Genomic DNA, 24,653 nt, shown 5'->3' with positions numbered 1-24,653 from the left:
CGTAGCGATTATCTATTGTTCTTCTCCTGATTAAGCATGGCGGCGCGGCAGGCGTTCCAAGCTTCGAACTGACCATCAATCCCATCATCACAATAACCGTCAGTTGTCCGTAATGAATCCCAGCTATCGAGAGGAGAGCCATGCTCAGATTCCCACCATTTTTCAAACATAGAGCGGTCAGGCACAGATACCGGCGCTGGCGGGGCGGTATAGAGGACTCGAACTGGATTTCCATTTTCAACCTCGCCAGCAACATCATCCCCATCAACATCAAACCAGCCGCCGAATTCGTCGAAAACCTGATACACAGCCTTCGCTTCGAGCGATGCCAGCGCGATACGCAGAGCAGCCAGCGTGTTGCTGTCATCTTCGTCCAGGCCGAACGGGATTTCATTGCGCATGCTTTCGTGCTGTTTAATTGCTTTCTGCAGCCATTCTTTGGTAATAGTGCTCATGATGCCTCTCCTTTACCGGCTGCGCGGTCTAAGCGCTCAATTTCAGCCAGAATAAGTGCGCCAGCTTTCACAAGGTCACGACGCGGACCAGATTGCTTCCACCAGTCAGGAGCCCACGGCCAATGCGCCGGAGTTGAGAAGCCTTGATTGTGTGCGTTAATCGCATAGCAAGCTGCTGCATCTGCCAGCTCACTATTTTGATAGGCGTCGTCATGCTCAGAAGTCCATCCCTCGATGGCTCTTTGTCGTTGGCGCTCTGATATCACATCCAGAAGTGCAGGATTGAACGCTCGCACCTCCAGCTCAGCAATCCGCTTGTCTTTGGCTTCCAGCTCATCCAGCAGTGCCTCAACTACCCCCAAACCAAAGCTTCGCTGCGTCTCCTGAATTGCTCTAAGGCGCGCAAGGCTATGATCTGGGCTAACGCTAAAACTAGGCATTGATTTACGGATGGCGATATCGGAGCGTATTTGCTGTTTGTCGATGTTGCTCATTCCTCATCCTCCAGCTCAGATACGGCGTCCATTACATCTGAGCCGCGAATAGTTTCGAATGCCACGCAAGCCATTTCAAAGCACAGGCGCTCATGCGGGTGCGGAGACTGCCAGTACTTGAAGCCTGGGCGATGTGAATAGCCCTGCATCGCATAGAACTTTCCGGCCAGTTCAATGGCGGCATCCACCAGTTCACGGTTTGTCATTGGTTTGTCGATGTTGCTCATTGGGCGCTACCTCCGTCATTTGCAAACTCACCATGAATCTCTGCCCGGGCTTTTTTAATTGCCTCAGCAGCTTCCTGCTTGTCAGTAAAAGAGCCCACATTGATGTGCTTTCCTTCATGCGTAATTCCAGCTTTCCATTTCTTGGAATTGTTACACCATGAGACGCCTTTTATCCCTGAGGTGTTGGTGGACTGCATCTTCCTGTTAAGTGCGTTCTGGCTTAAGGTTACTATCCTGAGATTGGCGATTCTGTTGTCCTTCCTATCACCATTGATGTGATCCATTATCCCTTCTGGAAACTCCCCATATACGTAAAGCCATGCGAGCCTATGAGAAAGATAAACAACGCCGTCAACACAAAAACGCAAGTAGCCATGTGAGTTAGTCGTACCAGCTTTATCGCCTTTAATGGCTCTGCTGGATGTAGACTTTATTCTTGTGAAGACGCCTGTATAGCTGTTGTAGTGAAATAACTCCTTAAGCCGAGATTGAGTTAGCGTCATTTCTTCGCCCTCTGGTTTAACCACGCTGTCAGGTATCGATTGTTGTTGAGACGCTCTGCATTCCCGAATGAGTCACGCTTCAGCATTTCTTCGCGTGGGATATCGTTGATGGGTTTGAAGCGGTGGCCGGCGATGAGCTCATTGGGGGCGATGAATGGGTCGTAGTAATTTCCGATCATTTCGCACGCTCCAAAAAGTCGTTAACGCCTTCTGCCAGTTCGATAGACAGGTCATCGATATGAGTTTTCAGCTCAGCCAGTGATTGTGCTTCGGATTCCAAAATCTCTTTGTGGCAAAGCTCTTTAACCAGCTTGTCGAAGGTGCTGAAGTAGCCGAGGCGGGAGATGATTTCCTTGCCAAAGTTATTGCTCTTTTCGTCTGTTACTTTTTTCTTTTCGCTGAGAACAAGGTCAAACTTAGTGCCGGTGATTACGTATTTACCGACGACGATATTTAGTTTCATGATGGCAGCCTCGATAATTTTGCTCTGACTGAATAGATTGAACGGGAGGTGACTTCTGCGATTTCATTGGGAGAGTGCGATGAAAAGAGGGCGAGTTCCTTTTTGCTCCATGGCTTGTTGTCGCTTGAGATTAACTTGACACCTAATCTTCCAGCCTTGCTCCATATCGACATTTCGGATCGCTCAAGCTTTTCCGCTATTAGCTTTGGTTCCATGGTGGTAGCAACTTCGCGCAAGAAATCCTCCTCCCATGATTCCCACAGGAGGTAGGTCATTATTCTTTCTCCAAATCCGCCTTGCGTAGGTTGTGGATTTCATCGAGCTGAGCGAGAAGCTCATCGTTACTTCCGATAACTCCCTTCGTGCGTTTATATGCAACCTCAAGCTTTGCGGAATCCATGCTTAATGCGTTATCAGAGAACCACTTCAGAGCTGTTTCAGGTGTGGCCTGTGGCTTTACTTCAAGCTTACGTACTCGGTGCTCCTGGCGCTTGCCGCGAGAAACTGAAAGCATCATTGAGAAATCAGCCTCAACGTCGCTCATTGCATGAATCTTGATGCCGCCCACGGCTACTCCACCGAAGCGTACGGAGGCGTCACCAACGAGCGTAAGAGAGCGACCAACCCAAGAGTGACCATCTGCACCCCAGCCGCCGATTAAAACGCGACGCATTGATTTAGACGGCTTGTATGGGCGTCCATCGAAACCTTCTAGGTCGATAAATACTGGCTGCTCGGAATTACCAGCGCGGACAGCTTTAATGACTGCTGTGATGCTTTGTGTCTGAACATCTTCAAAGTTGAGCTGGTCTGACTTCGGAATGATTGTGCGTGAAAGGTCCATTAGAGAATTACCTCATCATCGTATTCGTTATCCAGCAAATATGCCGGAACGTTAATTTCGTTGGATGGAAGCACGAGTCCTTCGTACTTCAGTTCGTCGTTTTCTTTGCAGGCTACGAGCTTGTCCAGTGCTGAAAACATTTCCCGATAACCAAGCTCCAGCGATTCCTCACCTATGTAGTACATGCAGTTGCGATATGGTGGTGAGTTCTCGATAGCGAAGAAAGCGAACTGGTTGTATTCGATACCAGTGGCTAGCTTGAGAACGTAGAGATAGAAGGCAGCCTGAATGTGGTATTTGTACTGACCGAAAACATTGCTGAATCCGCGCTCAGAGGCGTCTCTGCAACTCTTAACGTCGAGAGGGTAGGCAAGCGTGTCAGAAAGTCTGTCGAAGCGGCATTTAAGCATCAGGCCTGTTTCTGGGCATTCAGCAAACATGGACACTTCAGAGTTACCTTTTGTGTTCATGTAGTCCATGAAGTCATCATTCAGCCGTGACGATTCATACATCCGCTGCACCGTATCTACCTCATTCCCTACTAGGATATACTCAGCCGGAAATTGCTTCGTGAGCTCCTTGTATTCTTTGCTGGCGCGAGATGTTATTTCTTCGCGCTTAGCATACCTGTACTGATACACATCAGGCTCAAGTAATGCTGCATGAATCGCACTTCCAATGTGCGCCGATTTACTGCCGGTGAATTTGTTGAAGAAGTGGTTAGCAGGACTGATGCTGATGGCTTTGACTGTCGTAGAACCTATTGCCTCATCAGCATGGTAGTCCCCGTTAGACATTCCATAATAGACGCCAGGTTTCATGCTGCTTCCCCGAATGTATGACGGCGAAGGAATATGCCGATCGCATACTCAACCTCTACGCGCGGTCTGAATATGTCCCACATAATCTCGCCAGCGAATTCCTGATAATTGCAGTCGTCTTCGCCAAGCCACTCAACAGCTGCTTTCGTGTGGTCGTCAGGCCTATGTGATTCCAGCATGTTGAGCACCGGCCGCATGTTCGCGCACAGCATCTCAACCTGCTTATCAATCGCTGCATTGTCATCGTCGTTAAAGCTCGCGATGATTTGCTTAATCTCTGTTTTGTCTGTCATCGTCAGGCGCATCTTCTGCATCCTCTTTCTGCTGTTTCAACATGTCCTGCATAAGGCGGACAAAGGCATCTTCTGACCAGGTATCTGCAATGCTCATGATTTGCGGTACCACGGATGATTGATTGCGGTCTTCATGGCTTCATGAGCCTCTTGCCACATGCGGCCATCTCCGAGATAGCGAGCAATAACCGCTTTGCTCTGCGCTGCTTTAAGCAGGCTGTGATTTATAACTGGTGACATAAACCCTCCAGGTGCTTACGGGCAGCACGAATAAGACGGCGAACACGTTTGGATAATTCGGATTCAGTTGGGTAATAGGCGGACACGACGGCACCGCCCGCGATAGCAAATGTCATCGTGGGATTCCTTATGTTGTGTGTGATTGCATAGCGATAGAGACTCGTGAATCTCTGTTGATATGCGGATATGAAAAAGCCGCACTCAGGCGGCTTCTGATTTCTCTTCTTCGTAACGCTCAATAATCTCGTCGCTGTAGCTGTTTTCCGTTAGATAGGCGATGATTTCATCCATTTCCATCTCAGCAAAAGCGGTATCTAAAAGGTGATGGCAAAATTCTTTAATCTCTGATTTAGTGCTTAAATCGAACTTAATGGTCGTGTTATCTTCTTTAACGGTTACTTCTCTCCATCCACCATTTGATGAATAAGTTGCAACTTTGCGAATATCGATTTCCATACTTTCCTCCAGGCAAAAAGAATGCCGCCCTGACTGCTGGCGGCAAAGACATAACGAGGGATTTCCATCTATCAGACACTATCGAATCGTCTCCGATAGTACGAGCGCGGATTGGCTCACAATGCGGAATAGGTTAATCCGCATTAGGTGCTCATACGCCTGAAACATAAGTAAGAAGCTGCTGGATCAGCCTTTCCGCACCGGCTTTATCAATCACGATGTGGTCATATTCTCCGGTACCATCATCTTTATCCTGCTTGATTCTTACCGTTCCGTATTTTTCGATATCAAACTCAATATCGTGATAGTTCTCTTGCTCTATTTTCATCACTCTTCCCCCAGAGCCTTGCTGATGGCTGCTGAATCCTCTGTGTACTTAATATTTAGTGACATGGTAGCTATACCAACCTGTTCTGCATTTCCAAAATCAACCATGCTTATTAATTCTCCTCGGCAAAATCCTGTATGCCCTGGCTCTCCGTTCTCTATAGCTACTGTCGGCAATTCGCTAAATCGGCTTGCAGGGTAGGCGTATTGCTTTCCGGTGTATTTGTTCCGAATTACTATCAATTTGTCAGTAACCATATTCACCTCTGTGTCTTGCTGCCAAAAGAAGGCCGACTATGCGGCTTATACATGTTGCACGTTTGAAGAAGATAATCCGTAGGAGCGCCATAAATGAGGAATTCATTATTTGTAGGGTCCATAGCCATCTCTTGTCCTATTGCCATTCTTGCGTCAGTTTCATCAGAGGCGAAGCATAAAACAGCCCATACCCCCATTGTTTTAAAAAGAACTGCAAGTGGCTGTGGTTTTACTGAGTTTGCGTTAGCGCGAAAATCACAAATCGCACCTTCATGAAATTCCATAATTAACCTCAAATAAGTGGCTTACTGCTCAGCTTCATGCGCTGAACAGCGTGGATTTTGTTACCGAGCGGGTTAGTGTCACGGTAGTAGGTGCGATTCTGCTTAACCGCTGTAAATTCAACTTCCTTCTGACGCGTTCCGGCAAGCGAAATGGCTTTGGTTACGCGTGTACTGCATGTGCTATTTGCTACCCGGCGTGCAAGAGAAGCGTCCTGCATTGCTTTTTCACGTTGAGCCTGTCTGCGTGCTCTGCGGCGATTTCTGGCGTTATCATCAGCCAGGTAAGTAACGATTATCATGTTGCCCTCCGATGATTGGCTTTGGTGGTGAGTTGCCGGCATTACGACTGCCACACGTGGGAGTATCCGGCCGCCTTCGCGTCATCCTAAAACTCACCCCAAAGCCAACTACTCTTTGACTCACACTCTCGCAGTGAGCGCGCCCATGCCCTTGAGTCTCTGTCGCCTATTCGCCGCTGATAACCGGTGCGCGTCTGGCATTCGCGCTGCTTTACCGGAGCTACTTTTAATATATTGACCCTAACCCGATGCTAAGCAGGCTCGCTAATGGCGACTCAGGGCAGCATCATTACTGCTGCATTGCCTTTCGGCTGCGGTCTAACCGCGTTAGTGCACCATTTCGGTACCTCCTGTTTGGTTAAACTCTGTTCCCGCATTTCGGCGGGAAAATCCCATCAATGTTAAAGAGCGATTCACCGTCCTGGTGAGTAGTGCTTCCTGCTGATGGAGTAAAGATAACTTAGGTTATGATGGTGTGCAATAACTTTATTTATAATTGGTGTTAAAAAGTTATAACTACGCGATAACTAAAGGAATTTAGTTTTGTAAATTTTATGCGGAAGGTTATTTTATGGTGGGTATTGATATATTGCGGACACTAAAAAGCCCGCTCATGGCGGGCTTTGATTAGAGTAAGACTGAGTACCAGAATACGCGGCCGATTATCTCTACGTCTGATTCATCGGCCTCCTCATCCTCTCGATTGAAACTCCGAATGGTGAGCTTTCCTCCAGGCTTTCGGTAAAGCTGTTTTATCCGCTTTAACCTCTCATCGCCTGCCCCTGGCTGCGATATTGCGTAAATCTTTCCGTCGATAATGCGTTTGTTGTTAGTGTCAATCGCAACGGTTGTCCCATCAGGTATGATTGGCTCCATGCTGTCGCCCGTTGCCGGGAAACACAATACTCCTGAACCATCGCTATTAGCCCCAACTTTTCTTAGAGTGGCCTTCGAGAAACGCAGCTTAAACCCATTGTGATCTTCTGCTGTGATTCTTCCATTGCCACAAGCGAACTCAATGTCTTTCAAGTAAGGGATCTCCACCTCATCCTTAGGTAACGGCGTCGAACTATCCCAGGCGTCAATGCTACCCCACGAGTTTTCAGGGGCAATGTTGGATTCATTGGAATCCGTGCGCATAGAGCCGATGCCAGAGCTTAACCACTCCGGTCTTACTTTAAGCGCGTGAGCAAGCTCCACCATCTTCCGCGTCCCGTTGGTTTTACCTGAGGACATCTTCTGAATGGCAGGCTGCGATATACCTACCATTTCGGCCAGCTGAGCTTGTGAAAGCCCCGCAGAACTCATGGCGGCATTTAGTCTTTCAGCGAATGTTTTCATGCCATCAAATCTATAACCACGGTTATGCAAAGTAAAATAACAATGGTTATGGACATGCTTGATAACTTAAGTTATGATTAATTATGTCCAATAACCACAAGAGGCAAACTCATGAATTTAGTAATTCAACGAGCCTTGCAGATTGTCGGTAGTCAAAAGCGACTTGCCGACGAATGTGGTGTAACGCAGCCAGCTGTACACAAATGGCTGAAAGGCGGTCTGGTATCACCAGAGAAAGTATCCGCCATCGTTAACGCCACCGGAGGGCAGATCAAGGCCTATGAGATTCGCCCTGATTTACCTCACCTGTTTCCTCGTCCGAATCAGGCAGCTTAAGCAGTAAGAAGTACCGCTCTTTAACATTGATGGGATTTTCCCGCCGAAATGCGGGGATAAACCAACGCATCAACCGATGCGTAAACACTTATTAACTAAAGGAAGTATTACAAATGGAACAAGCAAGTTACAGCAAGCCAACCCAGCGAGATATTGATCGCGCTGAGACAGATTTACTCATCAATCTCTCTACAGTCACTCAGCGTGGCTTAGCGAAGATGGTTGGATGTCATGAGTCGAAGATAAGCAGAACTGACTGGCGCTTTATAGCGTCGGTTCTGTGCGCTTTTGGGATGGATTCAGATATCAGTCCGATCAGTCGTGCATTCAGACATGCATTGGAAGGATTAACCAAAGAAAAGGCCCCGATGAGCGGTAACTCATTCGAGGCCTGAGAACACTGTGTTACGTCAACACTATTCACAGGAGATATTTTAATGCGAAAGCGTAAAAAGTACCAGGAAAAAGAAGAGATTCGACACCCTGAATCACCTGAAGGATTAGTGAATACAGCTGCCAATAACCGGGCGTTCGCAGAGCGTCTTATTGGCGTTTACAGACTAGCCAAAGCAGGAGTGAAGAATGGGCGTCGTTAAGTTAGTACGAACGGAAGAGATGTCTTCCAGGAGCTCTCACTTGGACAACAGAAAGCAAGGTCACTTTGCCATGTTCAGGAGCGCCCTCAATGCTCCATGGTCGAAAGATACGGCCAAGCTTGCATTGTGGGTCCGCCTGCTTGGTGACGCTCGTTACAAGCCTGGCGTTAACGAATTTGCAGGAAGGGAGTGGAAGCTGGAAGCCGGTCAACTGGTAACAACCACTACCGTTCTGTCAAGAAAACTTCGCGATCAGGATGGGAAGGAAAAGAGCCCGAAAGCGGTTGAGAGAATGCTCAATTTCTTCTGCAAGGAAAACATGATCACCAAGGAAGGAAACCCTTTTGGATTAGTAATTTCCATCACAAATTACTGTGAATATCAGGGTATTTCAGGCGTCGGGCCTTCCGTCGAGCCTTCCGTCGAACCTAAATCCAGCAATGGCGCGGCCTTGAAGCTGGTAGCCGTCGAGGGGTTCGTCGAACCATCCGTCGAACAGAACAAGAAGGTACTTAACAAGAATAATAAAACCCCCCTTAATCCCCCAGAGGGGGTGGAAGCTCTCGCTCTTGATTGTCTGGATTATTACAACGTTCTGGCAGGAGCTAAATGCTCATCGCCTGAAGCGTTTGTGAAAGTCCTTAGCACTGTGAAAGCCAAAGGGGTTTGTTACTCCGTTGATGAGCTTAAGCTGGTAATCAAATGGGCTATTACCTGTTGGGATGCGAGAAAGAACCCGCCTAAGCCTAACAGTCTCTGCCGCATGACTCGTTTCGATGGATACCTGTCAGACGCTCTGGTTTGGGCTGATGGGCAGGGAAGCAATCCTGCTGCCTGTCCTCATGCAGAAATAATCGCCCTGTGGAACGAGAAATTCCCAGCTAAGGCTGTATCACCTCACGAATGGAATCGCCGCCGTCCTGCGCATCGCGATCTGGAAGCGGTGTGGAACGGAAAAACGTCACAAGGTAACTGGCGCGAGCTTAAGCACATGGGAATGGCCTTCGACCTGATAGGCAAATCATCGCTGTTCACGACAAAAGGCGATCAGCCCTGGCTGACATTGGACTGGATACTTAACCCGAAGAATTGGGGCTCTGTGTACGAGCAGGCCATCAACGAGCATAAGCAGCGTAAAGGAGTCACTGCATGAGCAGGTTTGTAGATTCATACATCGAGCGCAACGTTCTGGGCTCAATCATGCTGGGAAGGGATGAATTCGCTGATGCAGCTCAGGATGCCATTGAGGGACTGAGCGAAAGCGATTTCACTGTGTATGCGCACAAGGTTGTTCTCAGCACGCTGAAGAAGCTTAACTCAATCGGATCTCCCGTTGACCTGCTGACTGTCACCTCTGACATTGAAGCACGCGGAGAGCTCGACAAGGTTGGAGGATTCGCATACCTGGCGGAAACAACGAAAGACATTCCATCGCTTCGTAACCTGCCTGCGTACGTTCAGAAGCTCAAAGAGTTCACATCAGGTCGCATGATGATTCAGATGCTGCAGGAAGGGATTCAGAAGCTTTCTGAGCCCACCACCGACAGCGTGCATGACATCATCGGCAATATCCAGACCAGAATCGGAGCGATTGAGGCATTCAGCGAGTCAGGAACTCGTCACATACTGGATGGAATTAAGATCGCAATTGACGAGGTTGAGTCAATCATGAACGGAGATATCTGGAAGCACAGGACAGAGCTTGGACTGACAGATATTGACAAGGCTTTTGGAGGATTCAACAACACAGATTTCATCGTTGTAGGCGGTCGCCCTGGCACTGGTAAGACAATGTTCAGCACCACTGTTACTGAGACGGTGGCGCTGAAAAGCAAGAAGCCGGTGATGTTTTTTAGCCTTGAAATGCCTATTGAGCAGATATCTCAGCGGATCGCTTTCCATCGAGCAGGCGTTAGCAAAGAAGGACTGCTTGGGAAAAATGGGAAAGACCAGGATGTCGAATGGGGGAAAGTTGGAGCTTGCCTTCAGGAGTTTGGCAAAGCACCAATCCACATCAACGACAAAACATCCCTGAGCATTCACCAGTTACGCGCTGAAGCTCGCAGGATGCACAAGAAGCTTGGTGGGCTCGGAGTTATCGTAGTCGATTACCTGCAGAAGATGAAGATGACCAATCCGGAAAACATGAACCAGTCAGTTGGTGAGATTGCTACCGGCCTGAAGAACCTTGCAAAGGAATTGCGCTGCCCGGTTATCGCATTGTCTCAGTTGAGCCGTAAGTGTGAAGAACGCGCCAACAAACGACCTCTTAATTCTGACTTGCGAGAGTCAGGTGTTATCGAGCAGGAGGCCGACGTAATTTTCATGGTCTACCGTGATGAGAAATACAACCCGCAAACAGAGTTTAAAGGCGTAACCGAAATCATCTGCACCAAATCACGACACGCCCCTGGCGCAGAGAAAACCTACTACTTCAGCAACAAACACTCTGGTCTTGACCCGTATGCATTCGTTAAAAACGAGCTGCACAGCTATCAGGACGAGTACGATTGTTAGGAGATAATCCATGAACACACGAGACAAAATACTCAACCACCTTGAAACAAACATTCCCACCTCAGCGGCACAATTCGCAAAACTCCTCGGATGCCAGAAATCACATATCAACCTGCTACTGCGTGACCTTATCGCAGACGGTCAGGTTGAGATTGAGCGCATCAGTAAGAGCGTGAAGTATTACCGGCTAGCTTCGCTTCACCATAAGCGAACAGAAGCTGTCATGCAATATCTGGATGAGCACGAAACCGGAATGGCAGTAGAGACATCCACCGCAACCGGAATCGACAAGCGACTCGTTACGAAGATGCTCAAGCACCTTCATGAAAACGGTGAGCTTCATCGTGACTGGTGCCACAAGAACGCATGGGTATACAGCAAGAAGCCGGTATTTAGCTTCGGTGCAGCTAACCCGCTGACTGCATTTATCAACCAGAGATTGAGGGAAGTAAGAGCATGAAAAAGAGACATGCAATAGCTAATTGGCGAATAAGCCTGAATGTAAGCTGCCCAAAATGTGGTCATTACTTTGACTTGACTGATGAGGCGGACTTTTGGGAATGCTCAGGCGTAAATCATGCAGGTCAAGAAAGTGAGGGTTACGAAACTGAATGCCCTGAATGCTCTCATGAATTCGAATGTGAATTCGTTTACTAACACCCCAGCACGCTGATGGAGAGGAATGATGAACAAGAAGAAAGCAGACAAGTTATTTCAGGAAGCAATGATGGCAGTGCACGAAGCAGGTGAAGACCGAGTTAACTATTGCCTCAGTTTTGTACGCGGCTATCTGGATAGCGTTGGCAAAACCGAGATGCTTCATGAGTGGGATGACGGAACCATGCGCGTGAAGATGACAATTGGCGAGCAGGTTCACTGAGGAGGATTTATGGCAAGCATAGTTCATGTAGTCAGTGTTAAGGGGCTAGAAGGTGACATGGAATCGGTGGCGGTATTTAGCTCATATTCAAAGGCAAGATTCTTCGTTCGAAAATACAAAATATCTACATGGGCAATAGAATGTCTTGAGGTTGATGTCGACCCAAATGATTCTGAAGATGGAGAATAATGTGGAGAAGATTGACAGTGACTTTATTGCCCCTCAGGAGCTTGCATACCGTATTGAGAAGGACCCAAACAACGCTGGTTGGTATATGCACAGGGCATATCTTCTTGGTCAGGGGTATTCAGTTGATGACGTATTTGAAATGCCACCAAGGGATTATTCAAAGCCATTCCTGTCAGTTATAGATGGCGGCAAGAGCGGCTTAACTACCACTGACATCTAATTGATGGAGAGGAATATGGACGAATCAAGAAAGGCTTTCGAGCAATGGTGCAAAACAGTAATGACCGACGACGCAGACTTCTGCATGGAATGGGGTGATTACTCAAACCTTAACGTAAGACTTAGGTGGGAGGCATGGCAGGCATCTCGCGCAGCTATCGAGATAAATCTTTCAGACATAGAGTTGGTTACTGACACGCTTACAGCGCCTGGCGATGGGTGGGAAGTTTACGATGCGCAGAAGACTGATAAGGCCATCCGCGAAGCTGGAATCAAAGTGAAGGAGTGAGTATGAGCGAGATGATAACTGGTTCGCTTGTTGGTGCCTGCTCCGGAGCAGCGGTAATCGCATTGATGTGGGATGAAGAGTGGACCCTGAAAAATATTATCAAATACATGGTGGCTTCAATAAGCATTGCATTTGCCATTTATGTCGCGAGGTGAGTATGAGGCATGAACTGAAAATTCTTCCTGAGCATTTCATTCCGGTGCTCGACGGCGTGAAGCTGGCAGAGCTTCGCAAGAACGATCGCAACTTTCAGGTCGGCGATATTCTGACGCTTTACGAATGGAATGGTGAATACACGGGCGACGCATGCGAGCGTGAAATTATTCATGTTGCTGATGTCGGTTCATATCTACCTGGCTATGTACTTCTGAGCATGAGAGACGCCAATGAAACAAACAATCTTCCTTCGGAGTAAGCAGCAACAGCAGTCAGCAATAAACGCCATTCTCGCATCACCTCTCGACAATGATCGGCCCATCACCATTCGAATCTCTGACTACAAACGGAACATTGACCAGAATGCGAAATTTCACGCGCTTTTGGGTGATATCTCACGTCAGGTCACTTGGTGCGGCAAGCAACTTAAGCCTGAGCAGTGGAAGGTATTACTTATTAGCGGTCACGCGGTCGCTACAAAGCATGAGGCTGAAGTCGTGCCCGGGTTAGAGGGTGAGTACGTCAATATCCGCGAGAGCAGCGCAGATATGAGCGTAGGGCGCATGTCGAGCCTCATAGAGTACACGGTTGCGTGGGCTATCGGACAAAACGTCAGGTTCACTGACAGGAGGTACGATTGAAGCGAACGTATTTCTACCACCCTCCAATGACCACCGACGAAGCCAACCAACTAATCACTCTCTACCACTCCCGAAACGTACAAACCACCAAGCACCTAAGTGCTGACCCACGCCTGTGGATAGTCAGAGCCCTGTTGCCAGAGTACGCCAGCGAGCCAAAGGGTAGGAGTCAATATCAACACAGAATGTGGAGTTAGCTATGAGCGCAGAAGAAGACTACATCGAACGTTTCTCTGACCTCATGGAAGATGCAGAAAGCGAAGGAGTCGATGGCATAAACATCATGATGAATTACCTGATGGCTTATGTGGAGGCAATGACAGAGGACGAAGAAGAGCAGGGAATTATCTGGCAGTTAGGCAACAAAGACCTGGTCATTTCCATTGAGCCGGCAGAACAAACAGCGAGGTTTCACTGATGCTTACTCCATGGACTCAAGAGTACGAGCAGCAGAGCATACGTCGAACGTTGTGCGCCGGCTGCAACAAAGACCTTACGCCAGAAGAAACCTATGCATGCTCTGAGTGCGTGGATGAATGGCTGATTTATCGAGATCCGAACGGAGATATCTCAGATGGCAATATACCGGAGCAGTAAATGGCTTCAGGCAGTCAGGGAGATAGATTGCTGCGTTCTGTGTGGTCGATATGGAGTTCAGGCGGCACATCGTAACGAAGGGAAGGGAATAGGACTTAAGGTCGATGACTGTTTAACGGCGGCGCTATGCGAACAATGCCATACGCGCATAGACAACGGAAAGGACATGACCCGGGAAGAACGTAGGGCTGAAATGGACAGAGCCATTGTCCTGACGCTTAAGCAACTGGCGAATGGAGGGAGGTTATCGGTAAGATGAATAAATATCTTTTGCAGCTACCATGGCCGCCATCCAATAACAGGTACTGGCGACACTCACGAGGCATCCACTACATCAGCGATTGGGGAAAGAGATACCGAAAAGAAGTAATCGAAATAATCCAGCAACAACAGCTAGACATCAAAATCACACCTCGCATCAGAATCACCATCCACGCAGCACCTCCCGATAACCGCAAACGAGATTTGGACAATCTGCCCAAAGCCGTTTTTGACGCACTAACCAGTGCGGGCTTCTGGCTGGATGACGGTCAGATAGACGATATGCGCATCAAGCGCTGTCAGGCGGTTAAAGGCGGAATGCTAGTGCTGGTAGTTACTGAGACGTGCGGGAGCTTGCCAATGATTACAGAACTACTGGAGGCCGCATGAAGTGCAAGATTGAAGGTTGCGATCGCGAATGTAGATACATGGAGCAGCAGGTATGCCAAAAGCATTATTTCAGGATGATGAGATATGGGACGTATGAGCTCACCAAGCATGGAAAAGGGAAGGGATTCTCTACTAACGCCAAGGGATACGTGATGATTAAAGAGCCACTTCATCCACTGGCAATGAAAAATGGATGTGTGTACGAACACAGAAAGGTTATGTATGAAAAGTACGGAGAGCAGTTACCACCATGCGAATTATGCGGAAAAACTGTTACCTGGGAGAATGCGCATATTGACCACAAGGATGATCGAGTCAATAACAACGAACCGGATAATCTCAGAGTTTTGTGCAATGCCTGCAATGTGATGCGATCACGTATTCACATCCCATCCCACACCAGAAAAAGAAGCCACGCCATCACGTTCAATGGGGAAACGAAAACCCCAGCAGAATGGTCGCGAGACCCAAGAGTAAGCATCGCCGGAAATACGATTCTGTTCAGGCTCAGGAAAGGTATGAGCGTAGAGCAGGCTCTATTCGGTGAAAAGCTCACACATCGAGGTAAGAAGGCAAATGGCTACCAGCCGAAATACGGTGAGTATCAGCAGAAGCTTAAAGACCTGCGTGACAGCAGAAGTGAGGCAGCATGAGTACCGTAACTAACATCCAGCAAGTCAAATGGCAGCGTCAGCGCGATATGCATACAGAGCAGGTGCTGATTGGCAAAGAGCAGGAGCTTGAGCGCAGCCTTGAGTATGTACGCGAGCAGTTGCGGGAAGTGCGTAACCGGCTTGGTACGAATAAGCCAGACCATGACCCGGAGGCGGCGTAGATGAATACTAAAATGCGAATCATCAAGGCGATTGGCCTAAGTAAATTCTCTCCGCGGTGGCTAAAGGTGCTGTGCCTACAGGCAACAATGAATGAAATCCAGGCTCATGTGACAAAAATATTTGATGGCGCCGACCTATCAAAGCTGACTCCTGAGCAAAGGATGTCTATTCAGGCGTGTGTAGACAAGATGAATGTTGCCAGAGGTAAGGGGATGCAGGCATGAAACACACTCCTATATTCAGCATGGTCAACTTCGTCGACGACGCTCATTTCCGCCGCGTATGGAAGCACCCAAAGAAAGCTATCAACTCACGTCAGAAAGCATGGGTTCACTACATGCTTCAGGTATGGGGCAAGGTTAACGCCGGTGATGATTCTCCTGGTGGTGCAATCAACGTTATCGGCCGCCTGATGATTCGTAGCCAGTGGAGTGATGACAAGGCCAAACAGATTGAGTCTGTCGTCATGCGACTGTACGAAGAAGATGGACTGCGTGGAGATGCGCTCTATAAGAAAGCTCGCGAACTGGTCATCCCTCAATCATCGTTCAGCAGCATCATCGCTCTCGCCAAAGAATCCGATGATGCTGCTTTTGTTGAACGTGTGATGGTCAAGACGTTTCACCGTGAAAGCCCCGTCCGCGATGTAGCTATTAAGCGATATTGCAATCGCAATTGCACGCAAGATATCGCCAGGCTGATGAATGCAGTCACCGGAATGGATATCCAGTCATGCAGGCGAAGGGTTGTCTGGTGCGAGAATGTGCTCGATTCTGAAATCTTTTATGCGATGAGGCGCGAAATTGAGAAGGAATTTCCACAGGCAGCATAATTTTTAGGTAAATTGTCCTAAATAACTTGCCACCGCGAAATGGAAGTAGTACATTTTGTGTATGCTCGGAGCAAAAGCGAACTGAGCAGCAGGTAAGACCGCAAAGCCTAAACACTTTTACCGGCACTGTATTAAAAATGCCCTGAGTTAATAGCTCGGGGCTTTTTGCGTTTTAAGCACGACCTTTCTGAAAGCGCATCCCACCAAATACCAGACAGACAATAGAGGAAGGCATGATAAATCTTTACGATCCTGTACACCCCGGTGAATTCATCAGGGAAATGTTCATGGAACCGTTCGAAATACCTGCCGCAGAGTTAGCTGATAAGCTTGAAGTATCACAATCTGCATTAAGTAGATTGCTCAATGGAAAAACTGATCTTAGTTATGAGATGGCTCTTCGACTATCTAAAGTTATAGGCCGCTCTGCAGAGTCGTGGGTTAATATGCAGGCTCAGTACAGCCTCTCGAAAAGTCGTAAAACTTTATCCGAGACGCTAGAACACCTTCATCCGATGTTTCCATAAATAGTTAGCGATGGCTAACTCAGGTCTGTGTAACCGCAATGCTGTAATTTCTTTATTAACCAATAGGAACTAACCATGTACGCATTAAAAACAATTAATGGGAATGTTGAGAGATCAGTTGTTCTCGGAGCTAGCTACTCTCTTCAGTTTGAGCCGCAGGATGGTCAGGTAAGAAGCAATAAGCTAGCGATAGTAACTGGAGATGATGAGTCTCACGGATATGAGATATCCCACGATACTGAGGCGTTTATCACCACTGTTGAAGGAAAGACTGTCAGGGTCGTAAATCGCACTACAAAGCTACCCCATGCTTTTGGGGCTTGATCATTACAAAGCGTCTATGCCTGGGCGCTTGATAATGACCAAAAGAAAACCCGCTCAATGGCGGGCTTCGTGAAAATGGGCGACCGTAAGTAGTTGGAGCTACCTGCGGCCATCTTGCTCATGATTGGACTCACGAACAAAGACCGAGGCCCATATCGTCTGATCAGACGCCATGACCATAGATCGGATTTGTTCAGCAGACAATTACCTAGATTCTTAATTTTGAACAAATCCTCACTACTGTGAGGTAAGACATGAAGATGCCAGAAAAACATGACCTGTTATCCGCTCTCATGGCGGTGAAGGAACAAGGCATCGGAGCCATCCTAGCGTTTGCAATGGCGTACCTTCGCGGAAGATATAATGGCGGTGCGTTTACTAAGACGGTAATCGACGCAACGATGTGCGCCATTATAGCCTGGTTCGTGAGAGACCTTCTCGACTTCGCCGGACTGAGTAGCAACCTTGCCTATATCGCAAGTGTGTTCATCGGTTACATCGGTACTGACTCGATCGGCGCGCTAATCAAACGCTTCGCTGCTAAAAAAGCCGGAGTCGATGATGCAAATCAGCAGTAACGGAATCACCAAACTTAAACGTGAAGAAGGCGAGAAGCTTAAGGCCTATCTCGACAGTCGCGGCATACCAACAATCGGTGTTGGTCATACCGGGAAGGTTGACGGCAAGCCAGTTGCCCTTGGCATGACCATCACAGCAGATAAATCATCTGAGCTTCTGAAAGGTGATCTGCAATGGGTGGAAGATGCAATCAGCAGCCTTGTGCGCGTTCCGCTTAATCAAAACCAGTACGATGCTTTGTGCAGCCTGATATTCAATATCGGCAAAACAGCATTTGCTGGCTCTACAGTGCTTCGTCAGCTCAACCTGAAGAATTACCAGGCTGCCGCTGATGCATTCCTGCTATGGAAGAAGGCCGGCAATGATCCCGATATCCTTCTCCCTCGGAGACAGCGAGAAAGAGCGCTGTTCTTATCATGAGCAGACTAACCGCAATCATCATTGCCGTAATCGCCTGCATCATCGTCTCGCTTGGCTGGGCTGTTAATCACTACCGTGACAACGCCATCACTTATAAAGACCAGCGCGATAAAGCTCAATCACTTGCAGAGCAGCGGCAGAACACCATTAACGACATGCAGGTGCGCCAGCGCGACGTTGCCGCCCTCGACGCCAAATACACACAGGAACTAGCAGATGCAAAAGCTCAAAATGATGCTCTGCAGCGCAAGCTTGATAATGGCGGCAGGATGCTCGTCAAAGGCCGCTGTCCAGTGCCAGCCTCAACCCAAACCACCGGCTCCTCCAGCCTGGGCAATGATGCCACCGTCGAACTCTCTGACGTTGCTGGACGAAACGTTCTCGGTATCCGCTCCGGAATCATCAGCGACCAAACATCCCTGAGAGCGCTGCAGGAATACATTAAAACCCAATGCCTGAAATAGCCGCATAAGGAATCCTCATGCTTAAGCCAAAAATCACTTTTGATTCCTACAGAAAAAGATGGAGATGCCAGACCATTGTTCAGTGGCCTGGGGAAAAGTGTTTTGTAACTGGCGTGGGAACGACGATTAAGGGTTCATATGCTCGATGGAAGGTTTTGCAAAGAATCTGCGACAGAAGAGGCCCAGAGTAACCCACCATAGCGCTACATCTTCGCTGCTTACCTGCATTAGCCTTGACTGCAGCTCCTCCTTTCTGCAAGAGCGTGCAGGTTATTCGAAAAAGATGATACCGCGTCACAGCATTGCGGGATGTCTGTGGCGTTCATAGCTGCCTTCTCAAGCAGTGGTAGAAGAATTGAGAGTGCAATACAGAGCATTCTTTCGAGAATGTTCAATATTGCAGCAAGTTTTATGTGTGCGCCTACGGGCGGGATATTCACTATTCAGCAGGAAATTCTAAAATGACCAAACGCGTCGTATCTCAAAATGGTTCAACAACCACCGTTGCAACATCATCTGACCTTCCTGTAGCCGCTACTGCAAGCACTGCTGGCGTGGTTAAGCAAATGACCTTCACAGCTCAGCTCACTGCCGCGCCAACACAAGCAGACTTCAACGCACTGCTGACTAAGCTGATCGCATCAGGCCAGATGGCATCCAGTTAAAGGGGTTGTTATGGCTACGGCAAGATTGCATTGCAAATTCTCAGTACGGTGGTGGGTAAAGCCATTGGTATATCTAGCCAAAGGTTTCTGCTTAATCACCAGGAAAGATGTTGATGAAAGCAAATTCTGTAGCTTCATCTGCAAACACGGCATTAAAAAGGAATTCACCACCGAGAGGTGCTAGGAATGTCTCTTTATCCATTTGGGCGTGCACCAGGTGAGAAAGGCGCACCGGGAACGCCATCAGTAAGGCAGAAATCAGAGTGCTACTTCTCAGGACTGAATCTGGTTATCCCGACAACGGCAACCAACCTGATTAACCTGATAAAATCTCTACCACACACTGGTAGCCTGTCGCCGTTCTTCAACACGACAACGAACAAGTTCAACGTGTTCAATCTCGATACGACTGTAACTTTCAAAGTGAACGTCATTGGCGCATGGAGTGGGTCATCCACAAACCGAAGCATGACCATCGACTTCCCACAGACGAACGGTAACACGCTGAGTAAAACGCGAGACGCACAGGTAACGGTTGATGCTCTGTCATTTCCGACATTTTTCAGCGTCGACAAAGACGGCAACCTGGCGACTAACGGTAGCGACATCACCATCGTATCGAACGGCGCAACGTTCACTGCAACAGCCATCTTGTTGGTGGCTGAACAGATGATCCCCTCCTCATAGGTGGCATATGACATTGACTAACGTCTCAGTAACCAAAGGTGGCTGGGTTCAGGTATACGCAGGAACAAACGCAGCTACCGTAGTGGTATCCGGATTCTCTGGTGAGATTTGCCAGTCAGCCGCTCAACCATCAAACACATTAATCGGGCTGCCATTCGATGACTCATCCCTGATTCGCTATATCTACAATTCCACTGCCGGTGATCCTGTATGGGTTAAACCATACGATGACGGCATTGTGATTGTTAACGCATAAAGAGAAATGAAATGGCAAACACTATGCATTATGAGCTTTTGGTATTAGCAAAGGGAAATGATGAATATGAGCTTGTTGGGTGCTTAAGGGACCCATCGCCTGAGATGGATGATAATTTCATCTATGCGTTTGCAGACACAAAATCCCCATCAATAAACGCTGTAAAAATCGATGCGATTAACGCATTTAAAGTTGTAGCAATTTACGAGAAATAACATGGCAAAGCTCACCGACAAACAAGAGCTGTTTGCCCGTGAGTTCATAGTTGACCTCAATGCCACTCAGGCAGCCATAAGGGCGGGCTACAGCGAGAAGTCATCCCGCAACCAGGGCGCGAGGATGATGGCAAATGATGACATTTTAGACCGCATTGCTGAGCTTAAGGCTGAGCGCAATGAGCAAGTAGGCGTAGACGCTGCTTACGTATTGCGGCGCCTAACTGAAATCGACCAGATGGACGTTATCGACATCTTGCTAGCCAATGGCGAACTCAAGCCGATTAAAGACTGGCCTAAGGTATGGCGAACAACACTATCAGGCATGGATGTTGTCGAGATGGCATCTGCTGACAGCGCTGCCCTACTGAAGAAAATCAAATGGCCTGACAAGGTGAAAAACCTTGAGTTACTCGGCAAGCACGTAACAGTGCAGGCATTCAAAGAGCAGGTATCTAGTGAGGTCACTGGTAAGAATGGCGGCCCTATTCAGTACGCCGACATTACCGAAGAAGAATTGGATGAACGCTTGAAGGAGCTTGGTCATGGCAGACACAGATCACAGCTCGCTGAGAAACAGGCAGACTCTTGAAGCATATAAGCGCCGGGCCATAAAAGAAGCTCGCGAAAGCCTGATGGGTTTCACGCTCTACACCAACCCTCAGTATGAAACAGGATGGTTTAACGAGTTACTTTCGGCCGAACTGGATAACTTCCTGGTAGAAGCTGAGCAAGGGCTAATGCCTCGCCTGATGATATTTGCTCCGCCGCGATCTGGTAAGAGCGAGAAAGCATCGCGCCGCTTCCCGGCTTATGTATTGGGTAAGCATCCAAACTGGAACGTCATAGCCTGCTCATACTCGTCTGACCTAGCAAACCGAATGTCGCGTGACACTCAGCGCATTATTGATTCCGATCGCTACAAAGAAGTCTTCCCTAACGTGCGACTAAACGGCTCCAACATCAGGACGGTAGCTGGCGGTGCAATTCGTACAGCTGAATTGTGGGAAACTTTATCCGCTGATGGTCGTCTTCACGGTGGCTCTTATCGAGCTGCAGGTGTTAATGGTGGCATCACCGGGCAGGGTATGAACATCGGAATCATTGATGACCCGGCAAAGGATTACAAGACGGCATCATCTCCAACCTACCAGGAAGCGGTGATTGACTGGTATGACACAACATTCTTCACACGTGCTGACCCGAAGATAAACGGCATCATCATCATTCTTACCCGCTGGCATCAGGATGACCTGGCAGGTCAACTCCTCAAGATGGCTGAGGCAGGCGGTGAGCAATGGCGCGTGGTTAGCTTCCCAATGGAGGCTGAGAAAGAAGAGATTCACGAGCTGAATGGCAAAACCTATCTCTTACGCAAGACTGGTGAAATCCTGTTTCCTGAGCGCATGCCGCAGGAGTTCGTCGACAAGGCCAAGCAGCGTGGCTCACTGGTATGGAATGCTCTGTATCAGCAGCGACCAACAGCGAAAGGCGGCGGACTCATCAAGTCAGAATGGTTCGGTGAATACCGCGAGCTCCCGGTGATGAAATTCAGGGCCGTGTATGGCGATACCGCGCAGAAGACCAAAGAGGCTAATGACTTCTCAGTGTTCGAGCACTGGGGGTTAGGCGTTGATGGTTACATGTACCTGATAGATATGATTCGCGGGAAGTGGGAAGCCGATGAGCTGAAGCGCCGCGCGGTTGCGTTCTGGTCGAAGTGCAAAATGCTCCGTAACGGACCTCTGCGCCACATGGCAATCGAAGACAAGGCATCTGGTACCGGACTCATTCAAAGCATTCGCAAAGACGCCCTATGCCCCGTTAAAGCCATTCAGCGAGACAAGGACAAATACACTCGCCTGATGGATACGCAGGGCTATATCGAATCCGGCTATATCAAGCTTCCAGCCAATGCAGACTTCATCAACGATTTTCTGGTGGAAATGGAAGCGATCAACCCTGACTTCAATACGCATGATGACCAGCTCGACCCAATGATGGACGCCATCACCGAGATGAAGGGTAAAGCTGGCATCCTGTTCCATATTCCTGACGAGATACTCCAATGACAAGACGCAAGCAAACAGCGCAACCCACTCGACAGGGACTAGCAAAAATCACGCAGATGCATCTTGATAATGCCTCTGTAGCAAATGACGAGACGCCGTACGCTGAATTTAAACGATATGAACCGCTTCCCGGGGTAATCCCTGAGGCGAAAAAGGAAGCCACTCTGGCGATGGATGCAACGCCGTACGATGTGCTTAACAGCATGTCTATCGGCACAGAGTATTCAGGCTTCCGTGGTTATCCGGTTCTGGCTGCCATGTCTCAGCAGGTCGAGTATGCGAACATGCATACAGTTATGGCCGACGAGATGACGCGTAACTGGATTGAGGTTAAAAGCCGCAAAGACGGTGATGAAGATATCGACCTGATGGAGCAGGCGCTCGTTAAGTACGACGTGAAGCGCTTAATTCATGAAGCTGTTAAGCAGGACTCCATGTTTGGCGTGGCGCATATCTACGTTGACACCGGAGCGAGTGAGATAGAGCTTGAGAAGCCTCTATTCCTCGACCCTCGAAAGATACCAAAGGGCTCGCTGAAGGGTCTGCGCTGCGTCGACCCTACGTGGATTTACCCGGCGATGTATAACACGCGCTGGCCTCTGTCTGACAACTACTACAAGCCGCAAGCATGGTTTGTCATGGGGCAGACGGTTCACGAGTCACGCTTCATCGACATTATCAGCCGGCCAGTACCAGACATCCTCAAGCCATCATATTCGTTCGGCGGACTGTCGCTGACGCAGTTGATGGAGGATTACGTTACAGACTGGCGAGATGCCAAGAAGAACGTCATCAAGATTCTCCGCACGCTGCGCATGAGAGCACTGAAGACCGACATGGATGCTCGCCTGCAGGAGCCAGGGCAGTTCGATAAGCGCATCCAGATGTTCACCAAGTATCAGGACAACTTCGGTGTGTGGGCTATTGACCGCGAGGAAGACCTGCTCCATATGCAGACCTCCCTCAGCGAATTGTCCAACCTGTTGTCCAACTATCAGGACCAGATGTGTATCCCGGCTCGCATCACCAACCTGAAGCTCCTGGGGAACGCTCCAGCGGGTTTAAATGCATCAGGTGACTCCGAGCTTGAGACGTGGCACGAAACTATCTCAGGGATGCAGGAGCGAGATATACGACGTGCTCTGGAAAACATCTTCAAGATTATCCAGCTCTCCGAATTTGGCGAAATCAAAGAGGACATCTATTTCGAGTTCCGTCCACTGGATGAACTGAGCGAGAAAGAGAAATCCGAGATTGCCAAACTGAAAGTAGAAACGGTCACTACCGCCGCTGACTCACAACTAGTCAATTCTGAAGAGGCTCGTGATGCTCTGAAGGGTATTGAAGGCGCTGGCTTCGAAAATCTGGATGGTGATTATGAACCGGAAGAAGACGAAGAGTCTGAAGCCAGTGAACTACAACGCGGGCAACATCAGGTGGTACCAGAAAGAGCTGCTCAGAACGATTCGTGAGATGAACGATGATGTGAAGGCTGAGATAGTCACCATCATGCGAGATAACCCGCTGGCAATGGATATGGCGATGGATGCTAACCCGGTTGACCTGGTGAAGCGCGCCATATCCTCACTGGCTAAGAAGTGGATAGACAACTTCATCAGGAAGGCGATTCCGGTTTCCGATGAGGTGGCAGATAAGACGCTTGAGGCTGTCGACCGTGGCATACTCGCATCTGCCCGCAAAGACTCACTGGTTATCAACCTGCAATGGACAGACGCCATGCTGCAAAAGCGTGACGCCATCATTGCTGAAAACGTGTCTCTGATTCGTTCGATACCTGAGAAATACTTCACAGAAGTCGAGTCGATGGTGTTCCGGTCTATCACCAAGGGTGGTGACCGCAAGCAACTGGCTGATGAGATTGAGCGCGAGTTTGGCAGGCGTCATGGCATCACCAGGCGTCGCGCTGAGTTCATCGCCCGCGACCAGGTACGCAAGGCTACCAGTGCGCTATCAAATGCACGACAACAGGCGGCAGGAATTAAAAAAGGCATCTGGCTTCATAGTGGTGGCGGAAATCAACCACGACACAAGCACGTACAGGCTAATGGCAAAGAGTTCGACCTCGATAAGGGGCTTCCAATTGGAGACAAAGGCCAGTATGTGCTGCCAGGCGAGGAGCCAAACTGCGGTTGCACTTGGAAGCCGGTACTTCCCTTCTAAGGACATAAAATGCAAGAGCTTGTCGTTTGCACAGAGAGGAATAACCCCGCAGTGCCTTTTGGGTGCGTTGTGCGAGGTACTCATTATGATGGCGAGACATGTGAAATTGATATGGGGAATGGTGATGTGGTGGAGATAAGGGGTTTTATTCCATACATGACATTCCTTGAAATTAACTCGATCATCATCGAAAAGCATATAAGCAAGAAAAGACTATAA

The 24,653-nt window shown here is 48.7% G+C and carries 49 protein-coding genes; 32 read left to right on the top strand and 17 right to left on the bottom strand.

Features of this window, described 5'->3' with window-relative positions:
- Positions 1-8 precede the first annotated feature (8 nt).
- The 17 genes from HB664_RS19170 to HB664_RS19095 form a co-directional block, all read right to left on the bottom strand.
- Positions 9-455 (bottom strand): hypothetical protein, encoded by a 447-nt coding sequence (locus HB664_RS19170; RefSeq protein ID WP_219940036.1) that lies wholly within the window; start codon positions 453-455, stop codon positions 9-11.
- Positions 452-949, bottom strand: coding sequence for an ead/Ea22-like family protein (locus HB664_RS19165; protein ID WP_219940035.1), 498 nt, complete (start codon positions 947-949; stop codon positions 452-454). The genes HB664_RS19170 and HB664_RS19165 overlap by 4 nt, the downstream gene beginning before the upstream one ends.
- Positions 946-1,176, bottom strand: coding sequence for a hypothetical protein (locus tag HB664_RS19160; protein ID WP_258235836.1), 231 nt, complete (start codon positions 1,174-1,176; stop codon positions 946-948). Before HB664_RS19160 ends, HB664_RS19165 begins: the two co-directional genes overlap by 4 nt.
- Complete coding sequence (locus HB664_RS19155) at positions 1,173-1,679, bottom strand: HNH endonuclease (protein ID WP_219940034.1); 507 nt, start codon at positions 1,677-1,679, stop codon at positions 1,173-1,175. Before HB664_RS19155 ends, HB664_RS19160 begins: the two co-directional genes overlap by 4 nt.
- Positions 1,676-1,858 (bottom strand): DUF2737 family protein, encoded by a 183-nt coding sequence (locus tag HB664_RS19150; protein ID WP_219940033.1) that lies wholly within the window; start codon positions 1,856-1,858, stop codon positions 1,676-1,678. The genes HB664_RS19155 and HB664_RS19150 overlap by 4 nt, the downstream gene beginning before the upstream one ends.
- The gene (locus HB664_RS19145; RefSeq protein ID WP_219940032.1) at positions 1,855-2,142 is read right to left on the bottom strand and encodes a hypothetical protein; all 288 of its coding nucleotides are present in this window, start codon (positions 2,140-2,142) and stop codon (positions 1,855-1,857) included. The genes HB664_RS19150 and HB664_RS19145 overlap by 4 nt, the downstream gene beginning before the upstream one ends.
- Positions 2,143-2,416: 274 nt before the next feature.
- Positions 2,417-2,986, bottom strand: coding sequence for a hypothetical protein (locus tag HB664_RS19140; RefSeq protein ID WP_219940031.1), 570 nt, complete (start codon positions 2,984-2,986; stop codon positions 2,417-2,419).
- A complete protein-coding gene (locus HB664_RS19135; protein ID WP_219940030.1) occupies positions 2,986-3,807 on the bottom strand; it encodes a PD-(D/E)XK nuclease-like domain-containing protein in 822 nt (273 codons plus the stop codon). The genes HB664_RS19140 and HB664_RS19135 overlap by 1 nt, the downstream gene beginning before the upstream one ends.
- Positions 3,804-4,112 carry a hypothetical protein gene (locus HB664_RS19130; protein ID WP_219940029.1) on the bottom strand — a complete coding sequence of 103 codons (309 nt, stop codon included), beginning with the start codon at positions 4,110-4,112 and terminating at the stop codon, positions 3,804-3,806. Before HB664_RS19130 ends, HB664_RS19135 begins: the two co-directional genes overlap by 4 nt.
- A gap of 81 nt (positions 4,113-4,193) precedes the next feature.
- Entirely contained in the window at positions 4,194-4,340 is a 147-nt protein-coding gene (locus tag HB664_RS19125; protein ID WP_013098077.1) for a host cell division inhibitory peptide Kil, read from the bottom strand.
- A complete protein-coding gene (locus tag HB664_RS23020; RefSeq protein ID WP_062676590.1) occupies positions 4,325-4,456 on the bottom strand; it encodes a hypothetical protein in 132 nt (43 codons plus the stop codon). Before HB664_RS23020 ends, HB664_RS19125 begins: the two co-directional genes overlap by 16 nt.
- Positions 4,457-4,541: 85 nt before the next feature.
- Positions 4,542-4,796, bottom strand: a complete 255-nt coding sequence (locus tag HB664_RS19120) for a hypothetical protein (RefSeq protein ID WP_193970225.1) — start codon at positions 4,794-4,796, stop codon at positions 4,542-4,544.
- Positions 4,797-4,947: 151 nt separating this feature from the next.
- Positions 4,948-5,124 carry a hypothetical protein gene (locus tag HB664_RS19115; protein WP_219940028.1) on the bottom strand — a complete coding sequence of 59 codons (177 nt, stop codon included), beginning with the start codon at positions 5,122-5,124 and terminating at the stop codon, positions 4,948-4,950.
- Positions 5,124-5,381: a hypothetical protein gene (locus HB664_RS19110; protein WP_219940027.1), complete on the bottom strand. Its 258-nt coding sequence runs from the start codon at positions 5,379-5,381 to the stop codon at positions 5,124-5,126. The genes HB664_RS19115 and HB664_RS19110 overlap by 1 nt, the downstream gene beginning before the upstream one ends.
- A gap of 2 nt (positions 5,382-5,383) precedes the next feature.
- Entirely contained in the window at positions 5,384-5,665 is a 282-nt protein-coding gene (locus HB664_RS19105; RefSeq protein ID WP_219940026.1) for a hypothetical protein, read from the bottom strand.
- 8 nt (positions 5,666-5,673) lie between these two features.
- Positions 5,674-5,964: a hypothetical protein gene (locus HB664_RS19100; protein WP_219940025.1), complete on the bottom strand. Its 291-nt coding sequence runs from the start codon at positions 5,962-5,964 to the stop codon at positions 5,674-5,676.
- 627 nt (positions 5,965-6,591) lie between these two features.
- Complete coding sequence (locus tag HB664_RS19095; protein ID WP_050860489.1) at positions 6,592-7,305, bottom strand: helix-turn-helix transcriptional regulator; 714 nt, start codon at positions 7,303-7,305, stop codon at positions 6,592-6,594.
- Between the two features lie 111 nt (positions 7,306-7,416).
- On the opposite strand from HB664_RS19095, the gene HB664_RS19090 reads away from it, so the two are divergent.
- The 32 genes from HB664_RS19090 to HB664_RS18945 all read left to right on the top strand — a co-directional run bounded on the left by HB664_RS19090 (position 7,417) and on the right by HB664_RS18945 (position 24,434).
- Positions 7,417-7,641, top strand: coding sequence for a helix-turn-helix domain-containing protein (locus HB664_RS19090; protein ID WP_219940024.1), 225 nt, complete (start codon positions 7,417-7,419; stop codon positions 7,639-7,641).
- Positions 7,642-7,754: 113 nt separating this feature from the next.
- Positions 7,755-8,036: a CII family transcriptional regulator gene (locus HB664_RS19085; RefSeq protein ID WP_219940023.1), complete on the top strand. Its 282-nt coding sequence runs from the start codon at positions 7,755-7,757 to the stop codon at positions 8,034-8,036.
- 42 nt (positions 8,037-8,078) lie between these two features.
- Positions 8,079-8,237 (top strand): hypothetical protein, encoded by a 159-nt coding sequence (locus tag HB664_RS19080; protein ID WP_219940022.1) that lies wholly within the window; start codon positions 8,079-8,081, stop codon positions 8,235-8,237.
- A 40-nt stretch (positions 8,238-8,277) separates the two neighbouring features.
- Positions 8,278-9,390, top strand: a complete 1,113-nt coding sequence (locus HB664_RS22885; protein ID WP_258235835.1) for a replication protein — start codon at positions 8,278-8,280, stop codon at positions 9,388-9,390.
- Positions 9,387-10,754: a replicative DNA helicase gene (locus tag HB664_RS19070; protein ID WP_219940021.1), complete on the top strand. Its 1,368-nt coding sequence runs from the start codon at positions 9,387-9,389 to the stop codon at positions 10,752-10,754. Before HB664_RS22885 ends, HB664_RS19070 begins: the two co-directional genes overlap by 4 nt.
- A 10-nt stretch (positions 10,755-10,764) precedes the next feature.
- A complete protein-coding gene (locus HB664_RS19065) occupies positions 10,765-11,214 on the top strand; it encodes a transcriptional regulator (protein WP_219940020.1) in 450 nt (149 codons plus the stop codon).
- Positions 11,215-11,436: 222 nt separating this feature from the next.
- Entirely contained in the window at positions 11,437-11,634 is a 198-nt protein-coding gene (locus HB664_RS19060) for a hypothetical protein (protein WP_258235834.1), read from the top strand.
- A gap of 9 nt (positions 11,635-11,643) precedes the next feature.
- Positions 11,644-11,823, top strand: coding sequence for a hypothetical protein (locus HB664_RS19055; RefSeq protein ID WP_219940019.1), 180 nt, complete (start codon positions 11,644-11,646; stop codon positions 11,821-11,823).
- A 1-nt stretch (position 11,824) separates the two neighbouring features.
- Positions 11,825-12,043, top strand: coding sequence for a hypothetical protein (locus tag HB664_RS19050; RefSeq protein ID WP_219940018.1), 219 nt, complete (start codon positions 11,825-11,827; stop codon positions 12,041-12,043).
- A 15-nt stretch (positions 12,044-12,058) separates the two neighbouring features.
- Complete coding sequence (locus HB664_RS19045; protein ID WP_219940017.1) at positions 12,059-12,331, top strand: hypothetical protein; 273 nt, start codon at positions 12,059-12,061, stop codon at positions 12,329-12,331.
- A gap of 2 nt (positions 12,332-12,333) precedes the next feature.
- Positions 12,334-12,486, top strand: coding sequence for a hypothetical protein (locus HB664_RS19040; protein ID WP_219940016.1), 153 nt, complete (start codon positions 12,334-12,336; stop codon positions 12,484-12,486).
- Positions 12,487-12,488: 2 nt separating this feature from the next.
- Positions 12,489-12,746 carry a DUF3850 domain-containing protein gene (locus HB664_RS19035; protein ID WP_219940015.1) on the top strand — a complete coding sequence of 86 codons (258 nt, stop codon included), beginning with the start codon at positions 12,489-12,491 and terminating at the stop codon, positions 12,744-12,746.
- Positions 12,718-13,128, top strand: a complete 411-nt coding sequence (locus HB664_RS19030; protein ID WP_219940014.1) for a recombination protein NinB — start codon at positions 12,718-12,720, stop codon at positions 13,126-13,128. Before HB664_RS19035 ends, HB664_RS19030 begins: the two co-directional genes overlap by 29 nt.
- A gap of 199 nt (positions 13,129-13,327) precedes the next feature.
- A complete protein-coding gene (locus HB664_RS19025; RefSeq protein ID WP_219940013.1) occupies positions 13,328-13,546 on the top strand; it encodes a hypothetical protein in 219 nt (72 codons plus the stop codon).
- Positions 13,546-13,725: a NinF family protein gene (locus HB664_RS22880; RefSeq protein ID WP_258235833.1), complete on the top strand. Its 180-nt coding sequence runs from the start codon at positions 13,546-13,548 to the stop codon at positions 13,723-13,725. The genes HB664_RS19025 and HB664_RS22880 overlap by 1 nt, the downstream gene beginning before the upstream one ends.
- Positions 13,703-13,984: a hypothetical protein gene (locus tag HB664_RS22875; RefSeq protein ID WP_070134188.1), complete on the top strand. Its 282-nt coding sequence runs from the start codon at positions 13,703-13,705 to the stop codon at positions 13,982-13,984. The genes HB664_RS22880 and HB664_RS22875 overlap by 23 nt, the downstream gene beginning before the upstream one ends.
- A complete protein-coding gene (rusA, locus tag HB664_RS19020) occupies positions 13,981-14,376 on the top strand; it encodes a crossover junction endodeoxyribonuclease RusA (RefSeq protein WP_219940012.1) in 396 nt (131 codons plus the stop codon). The genes HB664_RS22875 and rusA overlap by 4 nt, the downstream gene beginning before the upstream one ends.
- The gene (locus tag HB664_RS19015) at positions 14,373-15,029 is read left to right on the top strand and encodes an HNH endonuclease signature motif containing protein (RefSeq protein WP_219940011.1); all 657 of its coding nucleotides are present in this window, start codon (positions 14,373-14,375) and stop codon (positions 15,027-15,029) included. Before rusA ends, HB664_RS19015 begins: the two co-directional genes overlap by 4 nt.
- The gene (locus HB664_RS19010) at positions 15,026-15,211 is read left to right on the top strand and encodes a hypothetical protein (RefSeq protein ID WP_219940010.1); all 186 of its coding nucleotides are present in this window, start codon (positions 15,026-15,028) and stop codon (positions 15,209-15,211) included. The genes HB664_RS19015 and HB664_RS19010 overlap by 4 nt, the downstream gene beginning before the upstream one ends.
- On the top strand, positions 15,212-15,436 hold the full coding sequence (locus HB664_RS19005) for a hypothetical protein (RefSeq protein ID WP_219940009.1): 225 nt from the start codon (positions 15,212-15,214) through the stop codon (positions 15,434-15,436). It abuts the gene before it with no gap.
- Positions 15,433-16,044, top strand: coding sequence for a hypothetical protein (locus tag HB664_RS19000; protein ID WP_219940008.1), 612 nt, complete (start codon positions 15,433-15,435; stop codon positions 16,042-16,044). The genes HB664_RS19005 and HB664_RS19000 overlap by 4 nt, the downstream gene beginning before the upstream one ends.
- A gap of 287 nt (positions 16,045-16,331) precedes the next feature.
- Positions 16,332-16,571 (top strand): HigA family addiction module antitoxin, encoded by a 240-nt coding sequence (locus HB664_RS18995; protein ID WP_164525734.1) that lies wholly within the window; start codon positions 16,332-16,334, stop codon positions 16,569-16,571.
- Positions 16,572-17,149: 578 nt separating this feature from the next.
- Complete coding sequence (locus tag HB664_RS18990; protein WP_105583291.1) at positions 17,150-17,473, top strand: phage holin, lambda family; 324 nt, start codon at positions 17,150-17,152, stop codon at positions 17,471-17,473.
- Complete coding sequence (locus HB664_RS18985; protein ID WP_219940848.1) at positions 17,457-17,894, top strand: lysozyme; 438 nt, start codon at positions 17,457-17,459, stop codon at positions 17,892-17,894. The genes HB664_RS18990 and HB664_RS18985 overlap by 17 nt, the downstream gene beginning before the upstream one ends.
- Positions 17,891-18,358 carry a lysis protein gene (locus HB664_RS18980; RefSeq protein ID WP_219940007.1) on the top strand — a complete coding sequence of 156 codons (468 nt, stop codon included), beginning with the start codon at positions 17,891-17,893 and terminating at the stop codon, positions 18,356-18,358. Before HB664_RS18985 ends, HB664_RS18980 begins: the two co-directional genes overlap by 4 nt.
- Positions 18,359-18,819: 461 nt before the next feature.
- Positions 18,820-19,023, top strand: a complete 204-nt coding sequence (locus HB664_RS18975; protein WP_219940006.1) for a hypothetical protein — start codon at positions 18,820-18,822, stop codon at positions 19,021-19,023.
- A gap of 186 nt (positions 19,024-19,209) precedes the next feature.
- On the top strand, positions 19,210-19,710 hold the full coding sequence (locus HB664_RS18970; protein WP_219940005.1) for a tail needle knob protein: 501 nt from the start codon (positions 19,210-19,212) through the stop codon (positions 19,708-19,710).
- 267 nt (positions 19,711-19,977) lie between these two features.
- A complete protein-coding gene (locus HB664_RS18965) occupies positions 19,978-20,181 on the top strand; it encodes a hypothetical protein (protein ID WP_219940004.1) in 204 nt (67 codons plus the stop codon).
- A 1-nt stretch (position 20,182) separates the two neighbouring features.
- Positions 20,183-20,773, top strand: coding sequence for a terminase small subunit (locus HB664_RS18960; protein ID WP_219940003.1), 591 nt, complete (start codon positions 20,183-20,185; stop codon positions 20,771-20,773).
- Entirely contained in the window at positions 20,727-22,253 is a 1,527-nt protein-coding gene (gene terL / locus HB664_RS18955; RefSeq protein ID WP_219940002.1) for a phage terminase large subunit, read from the top strand. The genes HB664_RS18960 and terL overlap by 47 nt, the downstream gene beginning before the upstream one ends.
- Positions 22,250-23,725: a DUF1073 domain-containing protein gene (locus HB664_RS18950; protein ID WP_219940001.1), complete on the top strand. Its 1,476-nt coding sequence runs from the start codon at positions 22,250-22,252 to the stop codon at positions 23,723-23,725. The genes terL and HB664_RS18950 overlap by 4 nt, the downstream gene beginning before the upstream one ends.
- Entirely contained in the window at positions 23,631-24,434 is an 804-nt protein-coding gene (locus HB664_RS18945) for a phage minor head protein (RefSeq protein WP_258235831.1), read from the top strand. Before HB664_RS18950 ends, HB664_RS18945 begins: the two co-directional genes overlap by 95 nt.
- Positions 24,435-24,653 lie beyond the last annotated feature (219 nt).

This window comes from Enterobacter sp. DNB-S2, from assembly GCF_019443845.1.
GTDB classification, from domain to species: Bacteria; Pseudomonadota; Gammaproteobacteria; order Enterobacterales; family Enterobacteriaceae; genus Enterobacter; species Enterobacter asburiae_B.
Note: the sequence above shows the minus strand (reverse complement) of the source record. Positions and strands in the feature narration are given on the sequence as shown.